This window comes from Rhodococcus sp. BP-261, assembly GCF_019835205.1.
In the GTDB taxonomy this organism is placed as follows: domain Bacteria; phylum Actinomycetota; class Actinomycetes; order Mycobacteriales; family Mycobacteriaceae; genus Rhodococcoides; species Rhodococcoides kyotonensis_B.
The window spans coordinates 44,868-61,618 of record NZ_JABUCO010000024.1; the positions used below are offsets into that span (position 1 = coordinate 44,868).

The following is a 16,751-nucleotide window of genomic DNA, read 5'->3' on the forward strand; positions in this document are numbered from 1 at the left end:
ATAGCCCTCTACACATTTCTGCTCACGAGCTCCGAAGGAGCCTTCATGACACACATCGACATTTCTCCTGATTCCGAGTTCGGAATCGACAATCTGCCCTACGGTGTCTTCTCCACCGCAGGAACGGACCGGCGAGTGGGAATCCGCTACGGCGACAACGTCGTCGACCTCGCCGTTGCGCTGGACGACGACGTATTCGCCGAGGCGTCGTTGAATTCGTTCATGGCCCAGGGCCGCACGAGATGGGTCGAGGTTCGCGACGCGATCACCGACGCCATCACCGGCGATTCGGTTCCGGCGCACGCGGTACATCCAATCGACACGGTCACGATGCACATGCCGTTCGACGTCGCCGACTACGTCGACTTCTACGCGTCCGAGCACCACGCCAGCAACCTGGGTCGTCTGTTCCGGCCCGATTCGGAACCGTTGATGCCCAACTGGAAGCACCTCCCCGTCGGCTACCACGGCCGCTCCGGCACCGTCGTCGTGTCCGGAACGGACATCACGCGCCCGAACGGCCAGCGTAAAGCGCCCGACGAGGCGTCGCCGACCTTCGGTCCGAGCACGCGCCTCGACATCGAGGCCGAGATGGGCTTCGTCGTCGGCGTCCCGTCGGATGCACCGATCACCCCGGATCGGTTCGCGGAGCATGTGTTCGGCGCTGTGATCGTCAACGACTGGTCCGCACGCGACATCCAGGCGTGGGAATACGTTCCGCTGGGGCCGAACCTCGGAAAGAGCTTTGCGACGTCGATCTCGCCGTGGGTCGTGCCGTTGCTCGCGCTCGAAGCGGCTCGTGTCTCGACGCCTGTGCAGGATCCCGAGCCGCTCGAGTATCTGCGCGAAACACAGTCCTGGGCACTCGATATCGATCTGACGGTCACGTGGAACGGATACGACGTCGCGCGTCCGCCGTACCGCGAGATGTACTGGTCCCCCGCCCAGATGCTCGCCCACGAAACCGTCAACGGCGCCACCTCACGCACGGGTGATCTGTTCGCGTCGGGCACCATCTCCGGTCCGGAGAAGCACCAACGCGGGGCATTCATCGAACTGACCTGGGGCGGAAGGGAACCGGTCTCACTCGGCGACGAGACCCGTACGTTCCTCGAGGACGGCGACGACGTCGTCATCGCCGCCAGCGCACCCGGACCGAACGGGCCCCGCATCGGCTTCGGTGACGTCCGAGGCCGTATCGTTCCGGCCTAACGCAACAACCGCCCCAACTGTGCCGCCGCGGCGACGACCGCTGCACCGAGGCGCTTCTCGTCGTCGATCTCGAAGACTGATGCGCCGAGGCTTGCCAACGCGTCCCCGCGGCGGCCCGGAATCACCGCTGACACACCACCTACCGACGGAATGACCTCACCCTGGGTGACCGCGTAGCCAACGGCGCGGGCCCGGGTCACTTCCTCGCGCTCGCCTTCCACGGCCGGCAACGATGCCAACATCGCCAAACCTGCCGAGCCTCGGTCGATCGGGTCCACCTGGCCGCCCTTGAACGCGACGTGCACCTTCGCTCCGCGCGGCTCGACGACCATCAATGCCCGTACCTCGCTACTGTTTTCGCGCACGACGAGGTGCACCGTCGCGCCGAGCTGATCGGCGAGTTCTTCGAGCACCGGGCGCGCCACGGTCCGCAAATCCTGCTCGACGGGTTCGGCGAGCGCGACGAGACCGGCGCCCAACGTGATTCGCTTGAAGTCGTCGCGCCGACACAGATGGTGCGCTTCCAACGTCCGCACGAGTCGATGAGCGACCGTGCGATGCACCCCGATGCCGTCGGCGATCTCCGTGATCGAGAGACCGTTCGGTCGCTCGGCCAGCAATTCCAGAACGACGAGGCCGTGATGCAGCGTCTTGGACATGCCCGAGTCGAGCTGAACAGCCTCTCGACCTGGCTGAACGTGAGTCATGAGTCGCCCCTATTGACGTGTGTGAGGTGGACCACCTACAGTTCGATAGTATCGCACGCTGCGTGCGATTATAGCACACATCTCGGGACGTCGCAAGCCCTCCCCGACGGGACCGCACGACCGACCCGATCGAGACATCTGTTGCACGAGGAGAGAATTCATGACAGGCACCAATCCCGGACGCGTCGTCGACCGCACGATGACCGCGGTCTACCCCGAACTCGCGGGCAAGGTCGCCGTCGTCACCGGCGCGGCGCGCGGAATGGGCTCGGTGTTCGCCAAGGGCCTCGCGGCTCGCGGTGTGAACGTCGTCGGCGCCGACATCAACGACGCGCAGATGAAGGAAACAGCGGAGCAGCTGAACGGCGAGCTGGCCACCGACGCGCTCGTCTCCGAGCCGGGCAAGGTCGTCGGCGCCCGCATCGACGTCACCGTTGCCGAGGACCACGAAGCTCTTGCGCAGACGGCTCTGGCCGAGTTCGGTCGTATCGACTTCTGGATCAACAATGCAGGCATCTTCCCGTTCGCGCTGGCCGCCGACATCACGCCCGAGCAGATCAACGCGACGCTGAGCGTCAACGTCGAAGGAGTGCTGTTCGGCTCCCAGGCCGCGGCCCGCCACATGGGCGAGGGCGGCGCCATCGTCAACATGTCCTCGGTGTCGGCTCTGCGCGTCCGTAAGGGTCGCGGCGCCTACTGCACATCCAAGGCAGCCGTCGCGCATCTGACGGAGTCGCTCGCCGTCGAGTTCGGCGACATCGGCATCCGCGTCAACTCCATCGCGCCGGGCTACATCGACACCGAGATGACGCGGTGGGTCCAGGAAGATCCCGAGGCCCTCGCGAAGGCTCTCGACGCGGTTCCGCTGCACCGCCTCGGTGCCCCGGAGGAAGTCTTCGGACCGCTTCTGTTCCTGCTGTCGGACAGCGCCCGCTACGTGACCGGGCACAGCATCGCCGTCGACGGTGGATCGCGCCATGTCTGATTCGACCGACATCGACTACGACGTCGTCGTCATCGGTGGTGGCGGTGCGGGGCTCGCGGCGGCCGTCACCGCCGCCGAGAACGGCGCGTCCGTGCTGCTGTTCGAGGCGATGAAGGAGCTCGGAGGCTCGACGGCCCTGTCCGCTGGATTGTTCACCGCAGCCGGAACGTCCGTCCAGCGCGAACTCGGCATCGAGGACAGCGCCGAGAAGTTCTTCCAGCACTACATGGATCTGAACCAGTGGATGCTGGCTCCCGGACTGATCCGTACGTTCTGCGAGAACGCGGGCCCGACGCTCGAGTGGCTCATCGAGCTCGGTGTCGAGATCCCGGCGAAGGTGTCCGGCAACGCGCACCAGCCGGGGCTCAGCCAGGCAGGTGTCGAGGACGTCTGGCGTGGGCACGTGCCGAAGGATCAGGGATACGGCCTCGTCCAGGTACTCGACGCCGCGCGACGACGGCACGGGATCGAGGTCGTTCTCGACACCCGGGTTCAGGCCTTGCTCACCGAGAACGGCCGCGTCGTCGGTGTGATCGCCGACGACGTCGAACTTCGAGCGGGTGCCGTGGTCGTCGCATCCGGAGGTTTCGCGCAGGATCCGACGTTCGTCGACAAGCACTACCCGGTTGCGAACAAAGCGGGCGAATCGTTGTTCGTCGTCGCCGCCGACGGCAGCCGCGGCGACCATCTGCGGTTCGCCGACGCGGTCGACGCGTCGATCACCGGGGACGGCTGGGGACTCATGCTCCCGACGGTCTACTTCCAGCGGTACCACCACTGGCAGTCGGGCTTTCCGCCGAAGTCGCGCGTCTACGTCAACGCCGCCGGTCGACGGTTCATGGACGAGGACGCCTCGTATGCGGTCTCCACGGGAATCATCGATCATCAGGGTGGATCGGCGTGGATTGTCTTCGACGAGAACGCCCGCCTAAATTTGCCTGTCGGATATGCCGATTGGGCCGCCGACCGCGTCGCCGAGGAAGCCGAGGCGGGACGGACCCTGCGCGCGGACTCGCTCGACGAGCTGGCCACGTCGATGCAGGTACCCGCACACACCCTGAAGGCCACGGTCGCGCGGTGGAACCAGAACTTGCCGAACGGTGAGGACCCGGATTTCCTTCGCCATCGCACGTTGGCGAACAAGGGCAGTACGACGGATCCGGACCCGATCGATCGAGGGCCCTTCTACGCCGCACGCATCCTTCCCGCCGAATTGGTCTGCACCCATGCCGGCCTCGAAATCGACCGGAACGCAGCCGTTCTCGACACCGACGGTGTTCCGATCCCCGGACTGTTCGCAGCCGGTGAGGCAGGGGCAGGCGTTCTCGGCCTTCGCTACGTCGGTGGCGGCAACGCCGTCGCGAACGCGCTGACGATGGGCCGCATCGCAGGCCGCACTGCAGCGCTCGTGAAGTCCACCGCAGCTGCTCTGGCGATCTGATCCCCGCACTCCCTACCCTTGACCCTTTGAGGAAGCAGTCATGACCACGAACGAGAGCGCCGTGCACCCCGAGCACAGCAACCACGCCGATGGGCCGACCACGGTGAAGCAATCCCCGTTGACGGTGATCCGCGCAGCAGTCGTCGGAACCGTCGTCGAGTACTACGACTTCGGCATCTACGGCTACATGGCCACCACGATCGCCGCACTGTTCTTCGTATCCGAGGATCCGACCGCAGCGTTGCTCGGTACGTTCGCGGCGTTCGCCGTCGCGTTCTTCCTGCGCGTGCCCGGCGGCATCTTCTTCGGACACATCGGCGACAAGTACGGCCGCAAGAACGCCCTGTCCTGGACGATCCTGCTGATGGTCATCGCCACCGCAGGTATCGGCCTGCTTCCCACCTACGTCACACTCGGTGTGTGGGCGACGTCGGTGCTCGTGCTCTGCCGATGCCTGCAGGGCTTCGCGGCGGGTGGTGAGCTCGGCGGCGCGAACGCGTTCGTCTCCGAGTCCGCACCCACCCGTTGGCGTGCCACGCAGACGTCGATGGTCAATACCGGCACCTACCTCGGATCGCTGCTGGCGTCGCTGTGCGCGCTCGGACTGAACACGATCTTCACCGAAGAGCAGGTCCTCTCGTGGGCGTGGCGCATCCCGTTCCTGCTCAGTCTCGTCATCGGTGGCGTCGGCATCTGGATTCGGAGCAGGCTCGACGACACCCCGGAGTTCAAGGAGCTCGAGGACAAGGGCGAGACGAAGAAGCTGCCCATCTCGGAGCTGCTGAGCACGTCCGGCGGAAGCGTCGTGAAGATCATCTTCCTCGGTGCTCTCATCACGGGCGGCTACTACATCGCCTCGGTCTACGCGGCCACGTATCTGAAGACCGAGGGTGGCCAGAGCGCGCAGGCAGCGTTCCTGTCGACGTCGCTGGCTCTGGTGCTCGGTGTCATCACGCTCCCCATCGCCGGGTACATGGCCGACAGGTACGGTCGCAAGCCCGTGCTGTTCGGCGGCAGCCTCGCGTCGATCATCCTCGGCGTTCCGATGTTCATGATGATGGCGGGCGGAAGCCTGTGGCAGGCCGTCGTCGGCCAGTCGGTGTTGTTCATCGCGGTCTCGGTGGTCAACGGCGCGTCGTACGTCACCTACGTCGAGATGTTGAAGACGTCGGTTCGCTACAGCGGTCTCGCTCTGGGCAACAACACCACCAACATGCTGCTCGGTGGTACGGCTCCGTTCATCGCGACGTGGCTGATCTCGCTGACGGGCAACGCCCTCGCCCCGGCCGGCTACTTCGTCTTCTGCGCGCTGCTCACCTTCGTCGCGGTCTTCTTCGTGACCGAGACCAGGGGCACCGAGCTGAAGACGGGATAGCGCCATGAACTTCGACGGCAGATCCATCGTCGTCACCGGTGCCGGCAGCGGTATGGGACGAGTCGAATCGTCGATGCTGGCCGCTCGTGGCGCCAAGGTGTGGGTCACCGACATCGCTGTCGAACCCGGGCTGTCCGTCGTCGACGAGATCGTCTCGGGCGGCGGACAGGCGGAGTTCTTCCAGCTCGACGTCACCGAACCCGCGTCGTGGACCGAACTCGCCTCCCGTATCGCCTCAGCCGACGACGATCTGCACGGCCTCGTCAACAACGCGGGCGTCAGCCACCGGTTCGGGATCGAGGACACCACGATCGAGGACTGGCGACGGGTCATGGACATCAACCTGTCCAGCGTCTTCTACGGCATGAAAGCTTGTGCGCCGCTTCTGAAGAGGGGCGACGGCGGCTCGATCGTCAACGTCTCGTCGATCGCGGGCATGGTCGGCTACTTCGCGGCCGGATACGGCGCCAGCAAGTGGGGTGTCCGCGGGCTGTCCAAGGTAGGCGCGCTCGAGTTCGCCGAACACGGGGTGCGCGTCAATTCCATTCACCCGGGACTCGTCGACACTCCCCTGCTGCATTCGGGGTCGTCCGATTTCGTCGACACGAGCCTGAAGTCGGTGCCCGCCGGACGCGTCGCCGACGCGTCGGAAATCGCCGAGTCGGTTGCGTTCCTACTGTCCGACGCGTCCCGCTACATCACCGGAACAGAGATGGTCGTCGACGGCGGCCTGACCTCCGGCGGTATCTATCACCGCATCACCAGCGAGCTCTGACCCACCGGTCCGGCTCCTCACCCGTTCCGCATGACTTCCGGCGTTTACCTCTCTCGTAGCCGTATCCCCGCTCGACAATGTCGGGCAAGAAGGACCACGAGACGATGGGTGGCGACATGGACGTCGAGGTACTGGTGGCAGGAGCCGGGCCGATCGGCCTCACGGCCGCGATCGAGCTGCGCAGACGGGGCATAGGGTGCCGTGTGATCGACCCGCTGACGGAACCGCCGCAGTACGCGAAAGCCGTTGGCATTCAGCCTCGTACGCTCGAAGTGTTCGAGAACATCGGTGTGTTGCACGCCGTTCTCGACGCGGCCATCATGATGCGCGGGCAGATCATGTTCCAGAACGGCTCCGAGGTCGGACGCATCGAGCTTTCGTTGCCCGCGGACGTCCCCTACGGCTTCGCGATGCTCCCTCAGTACGAGACCGAGCGCATCCTGCGCGAACGGTTGGCCGAACTCGGCGGGACCGTCGAACGCGGAGTTGCTCTCGCGGGTTTCACGCAGGACGACGATGCCGTCACCGCGACGCTCAGCGACGGAACGTCCCAGCGCGTGCAGTATCTGATCGGCGGCGACGGCGCACACAGTGTCGTGCGCAAACAACTCGGCCTGACCTTCGAGGGCGACGCATTCGCCGAGGGCTACATGCTCGGCGACGTCGAGGTGGACTGGTCGTTGCCTTCCGGCTACGGCATTCGCATCTCGCACACCGCCGACGACGGATCCCAGGACGGCATCCTCGTCGCGATTCCGCTTCCGGGTCGACGCCGCTACCGCATGTCGATGCTCGTGCCTCCGGAACTCTCGGCACCCGACGCGGGAGCCGACGGCATTGCACACGGCTTCGCGGGCGGCGCCACACCCGAGCTACGACACATCCAAGCCGTCCTCGACCAGCTGTCCCCCGAACCGACCACCGCGTCGAACCTGCGCTGGTCGTCGGTGTTCCGCATCAGCCACCGCATCGTCGACGCCTACGGTCGTGGTCGAGTGTTCGTCGCAGGGGATGCCGCACACATCCATCCACCGACCGGCGCACAGGGTATGAACACCGGAATCCAGGATGCCCAGAACATCGCGTGGAAGGTCGCGCTGGCCGTCCGCGGCGTCGCGGCTCCAGGACTGACCGACACCTACGACGCCGAACGCCGGCCCGTCGGCGAAGAAGTGGTCGGTCGGACGGTACGTAGCGCGCGCGAGGGAATCGGGGCCGGTGAGACGTCGGTCGAGACGGCCATGCGCAGGCAGGCTCAATTGCTGATCTCCTACGCCGACAGCCCCCTGATCTCCGGGGCCGACGCGTCGGCGACGACGGTGCAGCCCGGCGAGCGTGCGCCCGACGCCCGCGGTCTCACCCGCGACATGGTGGCCTATCCCGTTCGGCTGTTCGAACTGTTCGGCGGGGTGAATCACACCCTGCTGCTCTATGCCGACGGGTCACCGGACGAGATGGAGGATCTCGCCGACGCCGCGACAGCCGCCGCGCACGGCTTGGTGGACGTCTATCTGCTGTCGTCGAGGCCGGTCGAGTCAGTGCTGACCGTCGTCGTCGACTCCGAGGGCGAATTCGCCAAGGCGTACGGCATCGACGGCCCGTCGGCCCTGGTCATTCGGCCGGACGGCTACCTCGGCCATCGTGAATCGCCTGCCACTGTCGAGGGTGTGGTCGCGCATCTGAAGAAGACGTTCGCCTGACGGGCGGCTGCGCCGCACGTGCGCGCGAATGTACAGCCGGCTGTACATTCGCACGCACGATGACTTTCAGGGTCGACGACGGTCGACTTCTCCGACCGTATTTCGACTTCGATCGGAGAAGCCATGGCTCTCGCACACGTCCTCGCAGTCGTGCCCGTCGCGGACCTCGACAAGGCGAATGCTTTCTACGAAGCGTTCTTCTCTCGACCTGCGGACAACAACCCGATGCCTACCCTCGTCGAGTGGCAGGTCATCGAGGGCGCCTGGGTGCAGGTGACCGTCGATCCCGAGCGTGCCGGCTCGTCGATGCTGAACTTCGCCGTCGACGATCTCGAGAAGCACATCGAGGAACTCGCGACGCGTGGAATCGTCGCTGCAGACATCGTCGACGCGAGCAAGGGCGTGCGACTGTCGGCGATCGAGGACCCCGACGGCAACGCCATCACCCTCATCGGCGGATTCCGTGTAAATTATTGAATCGTTGATTTTTACTGTCGCGCAACATCATTCGACCTTTCTTGTCGGTAGCTTCCGCTACCTTCCCGCGCATGACTACACAGCGGGACTACGACGAGCACGATTACGAGCACTACGACCGCGTCCGGCGCGCGGCAACTGGAATCGCGATGGCCGCCACGTCGATCGACGAGGCATTCAGCGACATCGGTCAGGCCATGTTTCGGTTCGATCCCGACCGGGTGAGCGAGACGGCCGCGAACCTGATCCGCGATTTCACGACACATGTCAGCGAGATCATCGTGCATTTCGCGGACTTGCACGACGAGTGGCATTCGAAACCCGACGGCGAATTCGACATGTTCGAGATCCGGGAAATCGGACCAAAACCGTGGTCGGCGGAATCGATCTCGCGTCCAGATTTTCCGACGACCGATCACTGGCAGAAAATTCCCAGAGACGGTGTCCGCAAGAAGTCATTCGTTCTGTATGCCAACACCTACCACTGCATCGACCACTTGAACGCATGCTCGAAGACGTTGAACGAGTACGTCAGCCTGGTGGCGCAGTCCTACGATGTGGAGCCTCCCCACACAGTGCTGCAGAGCTTCGCAGAGACGGTCGCGCACCTCGTGCAGGTGGCAGTGGCGACGGCCCTACTCTGGATACAGCGGGTCTTCGACGACAACCGCAAGATTGCGCGCCGACTGACGGGTGGCCCTCCGCCGTTCGTATGGGGCACGCAGACCGTCGCCGACACCTTCGCGATCTCCCGCCGTAGGTGATGCCTTGGCCCGGGCGCTGGAGGCGGCGTTCGGGCCTAGGGGTAACCTCCAGTAAGTGATGCCCCTCCTGACCAGTCGACGCTACGTCGACCTCCGTTTGCAGGCGAGCGCTATCTGTCGGTGACCGATTCGACTCGGCACCTTCTTCTCTGATTCGGGGACTTTTCCTCGTTTTCTCTTTCTCGAAAGGCATGTTCATGTCTGCGCCCAGCGCTACCCGTCCATCTCGCGTGCCCGCATGGGCGAAGTCCTTCGGACCTCAGATCGTCGCCGGCCTCGTGCTCGGTGTGGTCATCGGCCTCATTGCTCGGTCGATGCCCGACGCCGCCGACGGCAACGAGAACTGGCTCGTCGGCACCGTCGCGACCATCGGCTCCAGTTACGTGAAGCTGCTCACGGTCGCCGTCGTACCTCTGGTCTTCACTGCGATCGTCAGCTCCATCGCAAATCTTCGTCAGGTCGCCAACGCTGCCCGGCTGGCCGTGCAGACGCTTCTGTGGTTCGCGATCACCGCGTTCATCGCAGTGATCATCGGCATCGTGATCGGCCTCGTCGCGCAACCCGGTTCACGCACCGGCGTCGAGATGTCGTCGGCCAAGGATCCGAGCAGTGTCGGCTCGTGGTGGTCGTTTCTGACCGGGCTCGTACCGAACAACTTCTTCGCTCTGGGCTCGAAGACGTCCGTGACGACCACGGCTGCCGGTGACGGATTCGCCAGCACCGCAACGTCTTCCCTGAGCTTCAACATCCTTCAGTTGCTCGTCATCGCCGCTGCGATCGGAATTGCCGCACTCAAGATCGGCGAGAAGGCCGAACCGTTCCTGACCTTCAACGCATCGCTTCTCGCGATCGTGCAGAAGGTTCTGTGGTGGATCATCCGCCTCGCACCGATCGGCACCGCTGCGCTGATCGCCAACGCCGTCGCAACCTACGGATGGGACGCGATCGGTTCGCTCGGCGTCTTCACGGTGTCGATCTATGTCGGGCTCGCAATCGTGTTCTTCGTCGTGTACCCGATCATCGTTCGTGCTCACGGCCTTTCGGTTCGTCAGTTCTTCTCCGGCGTATGGCCTGCCACACAGCTCGGGTTCGTCTCGCGCTCGTCGATCGGCACGCTGCCGCTCACCGAACGCGTCACCGAGCGCAACCTGGGCGTGCCCCGTGAGTACGCGTCGTTCGCCGTGCCGCTGGGAGCCACGACGAAGATGGATGGTTGCGCCGCAATCTATCCCGCGATCGCTGCCATCTTCGTCGCTCAGTTCTACGGCGTCGGACTGACGTTCACGGACTACCTGTTGATCATCGTCGTGTCCGTGATCGGTTCCGCCGCAACGGCAGGCACCACCGGCGCCACCGTCATGTTGACCCTGACGTTGTCGACGCTCGGACTTCCGCTCGCCGGTGTCGGACTGCTCCTCGCTGTCGAGCCGATCGTCGACATGGGCCGCACGGCCGTCAACGTCACCGGCCAGGCGCTCGTTCCGGCCATCGTCGCCAAGCGCGAGGGCATCCTCGACCTGGATCGGTACAACGCCCCACGCAACGGCGACCCGTTCGCGGACGACGACGCAACCGCGACGGACGTCGAATTGGCAAGGTAGTCAACTTCTCTCGACGGACATCGATGGGCCGTGGCAGCCGGTAGACGGATGCCACGGCCCATCGATGTGTGACGGGACGAGCGACCCGATTACTCTCGACGTCATGGGATCCAAAGGACCGGCAAGTCGAGGACAGAAGCGCGCAGCCAAGATCAAGGCACGACAACGACGTCAGCAGTCGTCGTCGACGCGCACACCGGCCCTGCCGTCCGCCGTCCTCGACGATTTCGCTGTGTGGCTCGACGAAGGTGAGATGGCGGAACACGCCGATCGAATCGTCTCCCTCGTACGAACCACGCTCAGCCAGATGCTTCGAGCGAACCCCGGGTTCTCCCCCACCGCCTGGACGCCGAACGACGCGCACTTCCTCGTCGACGCCGCCACCCGCATCGAGGATTCCGATCCCGACAACGGCCCCGCAGCGGCATCCAACATGATTCTGACCGTCCTCGAGTTCCTGACCTACCTCGACGAGTCGGACGGGTGGAGCGGGTCGGACGACGACTTCGCGCACGTCATGGAAGACCTCACCGACTTCATCGACAACGATCCCGACATCCTCGCCCCGGAGGACATCGAGCTTCCCGACGTCTCCGAGGACGACGAATCGGCCGCATTGTCCGCTCTCCCGTTGGTTGCAGGCCTCGACGAGATCGTCGACCGAGTCGGGCCCGGGCTGTCGATGATGGACGTTCCCGAGCTCGCAACTGCGCTGAGCGACTCGAACGAGAACACCGAGCTCGTGGACCTCACCGCTCTCGATCGATGGGCCGTGGCGTTCGCATCGGACGTTCTGGCGGTCGACGGTGAGACCGTCGTTCCGGGACCTGCTGTCGACGGATTGCGCTCCCGGTCGCTGGGCACCCTCCGCGACCTGCTCACCCACCACATCCGCCACCAGCTGACGTCGAGCGAGGACGACGTTTCGATGGGTCTCGCCAACACGTTCGCCGTGCAGACGTTGCTGGCTGCGATGACCGACGACCTCCCTCTCGACAACGCCGACGAGGACTACGAGGGGTTGGAGGACGAGGATCTCCGCACCGCGCAGCTGATCGACTACCGGGTGCGTTCGCTGCAGGAGCAGAAAGTCCTCGCTCGAGAGGACGATTCGCTCGAGGTCCCGAAGGCCCTCCGGCGTGCAGTTCTCGCAGGCGTCGAACTCGCCGAGCCGTTCGGGGAGGACGACCTTTCGAAAGAGTTCTGATCGGTCTGTAACGAGACGGGCGCGTCGACCGACATGGTGCTCGGAATTCGGCGATGTCAGTCGTGAAGCAGCCCGCGGCCGCCGGATTCCTGCTCGGAGCCCCTCGGTCAGGTCTGTCGATCCGCGGTGCTCGTGCGCCGTATCCACAGCCCGATTCTCGAGGACTCCGTCATGACCGATCCATTTTCCCAGCCCTATGTCTTTCCCGGTGCCGAGCGCCCGAAGACTCCACGACCACGTTTCGGCAAGATCATCGGATGGGTCGCGCTCGTGCTCGGCGTCCTGTTCGTGCTGACCTCTCTGGTCGATTTCTCCCTCGCCGGCCTCGTCGTCGGACTGTGTGCGGCAGCTGCAGGCGGCCTGTACTTGTTCGTCGCGCCCTCGCGCGGCCGACTGATCTGGGCGACGCCGGCCGTCGCTCTCCTTCCGGCGTTGGTGGCACTCGGTATCACCGCTCCGACGCCGGAGCCGGAGGAAGCTCCCGCCGCCGCAGCGTTCGCAGCACCCGCGATCGCCGACGTCGCGACGACGACGGCACGTCCGACGACGACAGCCCCCACCACGACAACGATTGCTCCCACGACGACCACGGTTGTCCCGACGACCGTCGCGCCGGCACCGGAGACCGTGACCGTCTATGCACCTCCCCCGAAGACGACCGAGGCGTACGTCCCTGCGCCCGCTCCCGCGCCGGTCTACGTGGCCGAGTCGGAACCGGAGCCCGTCTACGTCCCGCCTGCGCCGGTGGTCGCCGAGGCGCCGTCGAACGTCTACTACGCCAACTGCTCGGCGGTCCGCGCCGCAGGCGCCGCGCCGATCTACCGGGGTGAGGCTGGCTACAGCTCCAAGCTCGACCGCGACGGCGACGGCGTGGCCTGCGAGAACTGAATGCGCCTGCGGCACCCGTGCGCGAAAGTTGTCCCCTGCACCGACTTTCCGCGCACGGGTGGCGCAGCCGCCGTTTCTGTCGGACCCCGTCGCTACTGTCTTTGTCGACGGGCGGATCCAGTCGCCCATCGACGGGAGGGCACCCACATGAACGACCGACTTCAAAGTTCCATAGACGACGCGTGGGCCTCGTACACCGACGAATTGTCTGCGTTCGTCGTCGGCATGCGCTCGCGCGAGGGCTTGGACATCACCGCGGAGTCGGGACTCGACCGCGGTGACGGCGATTCACCGTGGGTGCGTGTGCAGTGCATGGTCGACGGCATTCGGGAGTCAGCCGCAGTTCTCGCGGGTCACCTGTACGACGGCGTCGACCCCGCTATCGGAAACGACGATCGTATCGTCGAACTGGGGTGGGCGACTCCGGGCGAGCGAAGCACGTACGGCACGTTGATCAGCAGGACCATGAGTCGACGCACCGACGAGGCCGCGGAACTCGCGCACCTGATCGTGCGACTGTTCCGAGAGGTCTGGTCGGTGCCCCACCCTGCGTTTCTGTCCGCCGACGCGGTCACGCGCGACGACCGCCAATTCCGCACCGCGACCGATCGACGACTGCCGGACACCACGGCGGTCCATCCGTTGGACATCGATCATCTTCGAGCACTGATTCTCGACAGCGTCACGAGCGCACCCGGAATCGCGGTCGCCAGAGAAGACAACGGCGACATCCGCGTCGACGGTTTCGCGATGCCCGTCCACGTGTGCTTCGGCCCGGACGCGAATTCCGTTCGGCTACACGCCCCTTTGGTCAGCGGTGTCGTCATGTCGACCGCGCTGTCTCGTCGGTTGTCCTGGCTCAACACCCGGTGGCGTCACATCACGTTCGTCGTGGCGGGCGACCAGTTGTTCGCCGACACCGCGATCGTGACCAACTCCTACGTGCCCCGTCACCTCACGTCGATGCTCTATCACCTCGGCATGTTCGTCGACTCGATCGACGCCGCATTCGCAGCAGAGCTGGGCGGTTCCGTCTACGACCCCACGCATCGCCACCCCGAGCCGGAACCACACGTGACGTGGTCCGACGACAGTGGCACACTCGGAACCTTGCGCGCCGCATGCGAATTGACGCGCGGACCGGTCGACGCCGCCACAGTCGAAGCCATGTGCCGCAAGCAGGACATCGGCGAGCTCACGGAGCGGGCCGAGTTCTCCGCTCAACGGTTCCGTGACCACGCCCACCGACTCGGCGACGAGCGTCGAATCCGCGCGGCCGTCATGTGCGACGCCTTCGCCGTCAGCTGGACGTACGTCGCGGAGAGTCTCAGGCGCGCGTTCCATCGGGCACCGACTCCACCGAAGACGCAACAGATCTCGTTGTTCGACCAACTCGAGGAACCAGCTCTGTTCGATCTCTGAGTCCGATAGCTCATGGGTGCGCTAAGCTCGGCCGAGTGGAGACACCGCAGACCGCAGGCAGGTCGCTGACCGATTACCCCAGGCCGTCCGTGGCCGTCGACGTCGCAGTACTGACGGTGCACGACGGCGTTCTGAAGGTTGTCGTCGTACCGTCTCCGCGCGGCGACGCGCTCCCCGGAACGTTCTTGCACCCCGGGGAACGGCTCGCCGACGCGGCCGACCGAGCCTTGCGCACCAAGGCCGGGCTCGGTGGTCTGGAATTTCATCAGATCGGAATGTTCGATGCGCCCGACCGTGACGAGCGCGGATGGGTGCTGTCGATGGCACACGGAGCCACGATCGCGGTCGACGCACTGACGAGTTCCATCGGCCTCGTCGACATCGAGCACGGTTCTGCGACAAAGCCTTTGGCGTTCGACCACGGAGAGATGGTGACGTTGTCGGTGAACGACCTTCGCCGTCGGTACGCGTCGAGAATAGATCCCGGCCGCCTACTCGGAGATACGTTCACGTTGCTCGAGCTTCGACGGCTGTACGAGATCGTGTTCGACACCGAAATCCCCAAGGACACTTTCCGCCGTCATGTCACGAGCGCTCTGGAAGGAACGGGGACCACGTCCATCGCAGGCGGCGGTCGCCCGGCCGAGCTGTATCGGAGGAGAGCGGCAGCGGTGCTACCGGAGTCGGCGTCCGTACTCTTCCGACATCAGGTCGGCAACTAGCTCAGAAGCCGAGCCGTCAGTGTCGCGATCCGTTCGGTGAACGCGACCAGAGTTATTATCTCCACGTTCGTGGACGCGCTCGTGACAGCCGCTACCTGTTGCGTCACCGCGTCGTCGACGGGCCAGCCGTAGGATCCGCCCGAAATCAGCGGGAATGCAATGGTTCTCGCGCCGACCGAGTCGGCAGCAGCCAGACTCCGCAGATACGCCGATCGGAGGATCGCAGAACGATCCTCGTGAGCGGAATAGCGCGGTCCCACCGTGTGGATCACCCACTTCGCGGGCAGTCGTCCCGCTGTCGTGACGACGGCGGCCCCCGCTGCGAGACCGTTCGGGAGGCTCGTGTTCCGCAGCGTCCTACATTCGGCGAGGATCACGGGGCCGCCGGCGCGGTGGATGGCGCCGTCGACTCCCCCGCCGCCGAGCAGAGTGGAGTTGGCAGCGTTGACGATCGCGTCGACGCGCATGGTGGTGATGTCGCCGCGAACGACGTCGATGACGGTCATGCCCGTCCTCCCGTGATGTCGGCAGCGAGAGCGACGAGGTCCTCGCCGGTCAGGCTGGGGTACCCGTGCAGCATCGAGCGCCACTTCGTCGGCACGGCGGACGCTCCCCACCGAGCGCCGAGCAGTCCACCCGCGATGGCTGCAGTGGTGTCGGTGTCACCGCCCGCCAGGACGCACGATTCGAGGGCGCGCACGAGATGTTCGGGGCCGTCCGACTCGGCGCGCGTGATGGCACTCCATGCTGTCTGCAGCGCATGCACGACCCAGCCGTTCTGCGCGAAGTCCGACGGGTCGCCGGCCTCCGCCTCGTCGAGCAACGCCCTCCACGTGTCCGCTGCGTTGCCTGCCGTGTCCAACCACAGCCTGGGGCCGTCGAAGTTTCCGTGCAGAACAGCGTGCCGAATTGCGTAAGACCACAGCGCACAGGCCTCACCGGCCTGCGGATCCGAATGCGTGAGCGCACTGACCGCCTGAGCGGCCGCGACGCACCGGTCGGCGTCGTCCAGGAACGCCAGCGCGACGGGCGCGGTGCGCATCAGCGAACCGTTCCCACCGGTCCGGCCGGTCAGTGCCGCGGCCCGTGCAGTCATCTCGGCCGCCGTGCTGCTGCGATGACCGAGGACCTTCCGTGTCTGGGTTCCGACGTCGACCGGGTCGGTGTCGTACCACGCTACGAAGTTCGCAACGATCGCGTCGAGACCTCTCACGGACGAGACGTCCTCGTCCCGGGCCGCGAGCGCTACCGCCGCGGCCATCGACGTGTCGTCGGTCCACTCACCGGGTGCCCAATCGAACGTTCCACCGCCGATCATGTCGACGGCCATGCCGGGCGCTGGGTACGTGAATTCGTACCCTGCTCCGAGCGCGTCGCCGGCCGCCGTCCCCAGGAGTACACCTGCCGCGCGGTCGTTCTGCTCCATGGTCAGCGCCATACCGATCTCCTTAGCTCGTTTCTGCGCTTAACTTAGC

The 16,751-nt window shown here is 65.3% G+C and carries 16 protein-coding genes; 13 read left to right on the plus strand and 3 right to left on the minus strand.

Annotated features, from left to right (window positions below; all coding sequences use genetic code 11):
• Positions 1-45 precede the first annotated feature (45 nt).
• Positions 46-1,212, plus strand: a complete 1,167-nt coding sequence (gene fahA, locus HQ354_RS21110; RefSeq protein ID WP_068427149.1) for a fumarylacetoacetase — start codon at positions 46-48, stop codon at positions 1,210-1,212.
• Here fahA and HQ354_RS21115 read toward each other — a convergent pair.
• Positions 1,209-1,871: an IclR family transcriptional regulator gene (locus tag HQ354_RS21115; protein ID WP_240930920.1), complete on the minus strand. Its 663-nt coding sequence runs from the start codon at positions 1,869-1,871 to the stop codon at positions 1,209-1,211. The genes fahA and HQ354_RS21115 overlap by 4 nt on opposite strands.
• 208 nt (positions 1,872-2,079) lie before the next feature.
• On the opposite strand from HQ354_RS21115, the gene HQ354_RS21120 reads away from it, so the two are divergent.
• From HQ354_RS21120 to HQ354_RS21175, 12 genes are all read left to right on the plus strand, one after another.
• Complete coding sequence (locus HQ354_RS21120) at positions 2,080-2,904, plus strand: SDR family NAD(P)-dependent oxidoreductase (protein ID WP_068427145.1); 825 nt, start codon at positions 2,080-2,082, stop codon at positions 2,902-2,904.
• Complete coding sequence (locus HQ354_RS21125) at positions 2,897-4,345, plus strand: FAD-dependent oxidoreductase (protein ID WP_068427208.1); 1,449 nt, start codon at positions 2,897-2,899, stop codon at positions 4,343-4,345. Before HQ354_RS21120 ends, HQ354_RS21125 begins: the two co-directional genes overlap by 8 nt.
• A 40-nt stretch (positions 4,346-4,385) precedes the next feature.
• Positions 4,386-5,720: an MFS transporter gene (locus tag HQ354_RS21130; RefSeq protein WP_240930904.1), complete on the plus strand. Its 1,335-nt coding sequence runs from the start codon at positions 4,386-4,388 to the stop codon at positions 5,718-5,720.
• Positions 5,721-5,724: 4 nt separating this feature from the next.
• Positions 5,725-6,495 (plus strand): SDR family NAD(P)-dependent oxidoreductase, encoded by a 771-nt coding sequence (locus tag HQ354_RS21135; protein ID WP_167675493.1) that lies wholly within the window; start codon positions 5,725-5,727, stop codon positions 6,493-6,495.
• Positions 6,496-6,611: 116 nt separating this feature from the next.
• Positions 6,612-8,195 carry an FAD-dependent monooxygenase gene (locus HQ354_RS21140; protein WP_167675532.1) on the plus strand — a complete coding sequence of 528 codons (1,584 nt, stop codon included), beginning with the start codon at positions 6,612-6,614 and terminating at the stop codon, positions 8,193-8,195.
• Between the two features lie 123 nt (positions 8,196-8,318).
• Complete coding sequence (locus tag HQ354_RS21145; protein ID WP_167675491.1) at positions 8,319-8,672, plus strand: VOC family protein; 354 nt, start codon at positions 8,319-8,321, stop codon at positions 8,670-8,672.
• A gap of 71 nt (positions 8,673-8,743) precedes the next feature.
• Positions 8,744-9,436, plus strand: coding sequence for a hypothetical protein (locus HQ354_RS21150; RefSeq protein WP_167675489.1), 693 nt, complete (start codon positions 8,744-8,746; stop codon positions 9,434-9,436).
• A gap of 197 nt (positions 9,437-9,633) precedes the next feature.
• Positions 9,634-11,037 (plus strand): dicarboxylate/amino acid:cation symporter, encoded by a 1,404-nt coding sequence (locus HQ354_RS21155; RefSeq protein WP_167675487.1) that lies wholly within the window; start codon positions 9,634-9,636, stop codon positions 11,035-11,037.
• A 103-nt stretch (positions 11,038-11,140) separates the two neighbouring features.
• Positions 11,141-12,244 (plus strand): hypothetical protein, encoded by a 1,104-nt coding sequence (locus HQ354_RS21160; protein ID WP_240930903.1) that lies wholly within the window; start codon positions 11,141-11,143, stop codon positions 12,242-12,244.
• 171 nt (positions 12,245-12,415) lie between these two features.
• A complete protein-coding gene (locus HQ354_RS21165; RefSeq protein ID WP_068427201.1) occupies positions 12,416-13,132 on the plus strand; it encodes an excalibur calcium-binding domain-containing protein in 717 nt (238 codons plus the stop codon).
• A 147-nt stretch (positions 13,133-13,279) separates the two neighbouring features.
• Entirely contained in the window at positions 13,280-14,554 is a 1,275-nt protein-coding gene (locus HQ354_RS21170; RefSeq protein ID WP_222635497.1) for a hypothetical protein, read from the plus strand.
• A 35-nt stretch (positions 14,555-14,589) separates the two neighbouring features.
• Positions 14,590-15,276 carry an NUDIX hydrolase gene (locus HQ354_RS21175; RefSeq protein WP_167675485.1) on the plus strand — a complete coding sequence of 229 codons (687 nt, stop codon included), beginning with the start codon at positions 14,590-14,592 and terminating at the stop codon, positions 15,274-15,276.
• Here HQ354_RS21175 and HQ354_RS21180 read toward each other — a convergent pair.
• Together HQ354_RS21180 and HQ354_RS21185 are read right to left on the minus strand one after the other, a co-directional pair.
• On the minus strand, positions 15,273-15,782 hold the full coding sequence (locus HQ354_RS21180) for an O-acetyl-ADP-ribose deacetylase (protein WP_167675483.1): 510 nt from the start codon (positions 15,780-15,782) through the stop codon (positions 15,273-15,275). The genes HQ354_RS21175 and HQ354_RS21180 overlap by 4 nt on opposite strands.
• The gene (locus HQ354_RS21185; protein WP_068427130.1) at positions 15,779-16,714 is read right to left on the minus strand and encodes an ADP-ribosylglycohydrolase family protein; all 936 of its coding nucleotides are present in this window, start codon (positions 16,712-16,714) and stop codon (positions 15,779-15,781) included. Before HQ354_RS21185 ends, HQ354_RS21180 begins: the two co-directional genes overlap by 4 nt.
• Positions 16,715-16,751: the final 37 nt, after the last annotated feature.

Excerpts from the sequence above, each read along its gene's own strand:
- HQ354_RS21185 (WP_068427130.1), bottom strand. The coding sequence starts at position 16,714 with ATGGCGCTGACCATGGAGCAGAACGACCGCGCGGCAGGTGTACTCCTG.
- HQ354_RS21160 (WP_240930903.1), top strand. The coding sequence starts at position 11,141 with ATGGGATCCAAAGGACCGGCAAGTCGAGGACAGAAGCGCGCAGCCAAG.
- HQ354_RS21140 (WP_167675532.1), top strand. The coding sequence starts at position 6,612 with ATGGACGTCGAGGTACTGGTGGCAGGAGCCGGGCCGATCGGCCTCACG.
- HQ354_RS21120 (WP_068427145.1), top strand. The coding sequence starts at position 2,080 with ATGACAGGCACCAATCCCGGACGCGTCGTCGACCGCACGATGACCGCG.
- HQ354_RS21180 (WP_167675483.1), bottom strand. The coding sequence starts at position 15,782 with ATGACCGTCATCGACGTCGTTCGCGGCGACATCACCACCATGCGCGTC.
- HQ354_RS21115 (WP_240930920.1), bottom strand. The coding sequence starts at position 1,871 with ATGTCCAAGACGCTGCATCACGGCCTCGTCGTTCTGGAATTGCTGGCC.
- HQ354_RS21130 (WP_240930904.1), top strand. The coding sequence starts at position 4,386 with ATGACCACGAACGAGAGCGCCGTGCACCCCGAGCACAGCAACCACGCC.
- HQ354_RS21145 (WP_167675491.1), top strand. The coding sequence starts at position 8,319 with ATGGCTCTCGCACACGTCCTCGCAGTCGTGCCCGTCGCGGACCTCGAC.
- HQ354_RS21155 (WP_167675487.1), top strand. The coding sequence starts at position 9,634 with ATGTCTGCGCCCAGCGCTACCCGTCCATCTCGCGTGCCCGCATGGGCG.
- HQ354_RS21165 (WP_068427201.1), top strand. The coding sequence starts at position 12,416 with ATGACCGATCCATTTTCCCAGCCCTATGTCTTTCCCGGTGCCGAGCGC.
- HQ354_RS21125 (WP_068427208.1), top strand. The coding sequence starts at position 2,897 with ATGTCTGATTCGACCGACATCGACTACGACGTCGTCGTCATCGGTGGT.
- fahA (WP_068427149.1), top strand. The coding sequence starts at position 46 with ATGACACACATCGACATTTCTCCTGATTCCGAGTTCGGAATCGACAAT.
- HQ354_RS21135 (WP_167675493.1), top strand. The coding sequence starts at position 5,725 with ATGAACTTCGACGGCAGATCCATCGTCGTCACCGGTGCCGGCAGCGGT.
- HQ354_RS21170 (WP_222635497.1), top strand. The coding sequence starts at position 13,280 with ATGAACGACCGACTTCAAAGTTCCATAGACGACGCGTGGGCCTCGTAC.
- HQ354_RS21150 (WP_167675489.1), top strand. The coding sequence starts at position 8,744 with ATGACTACACAGCGGGACTACGACGAGCACGATTACGAGCACTACGAC.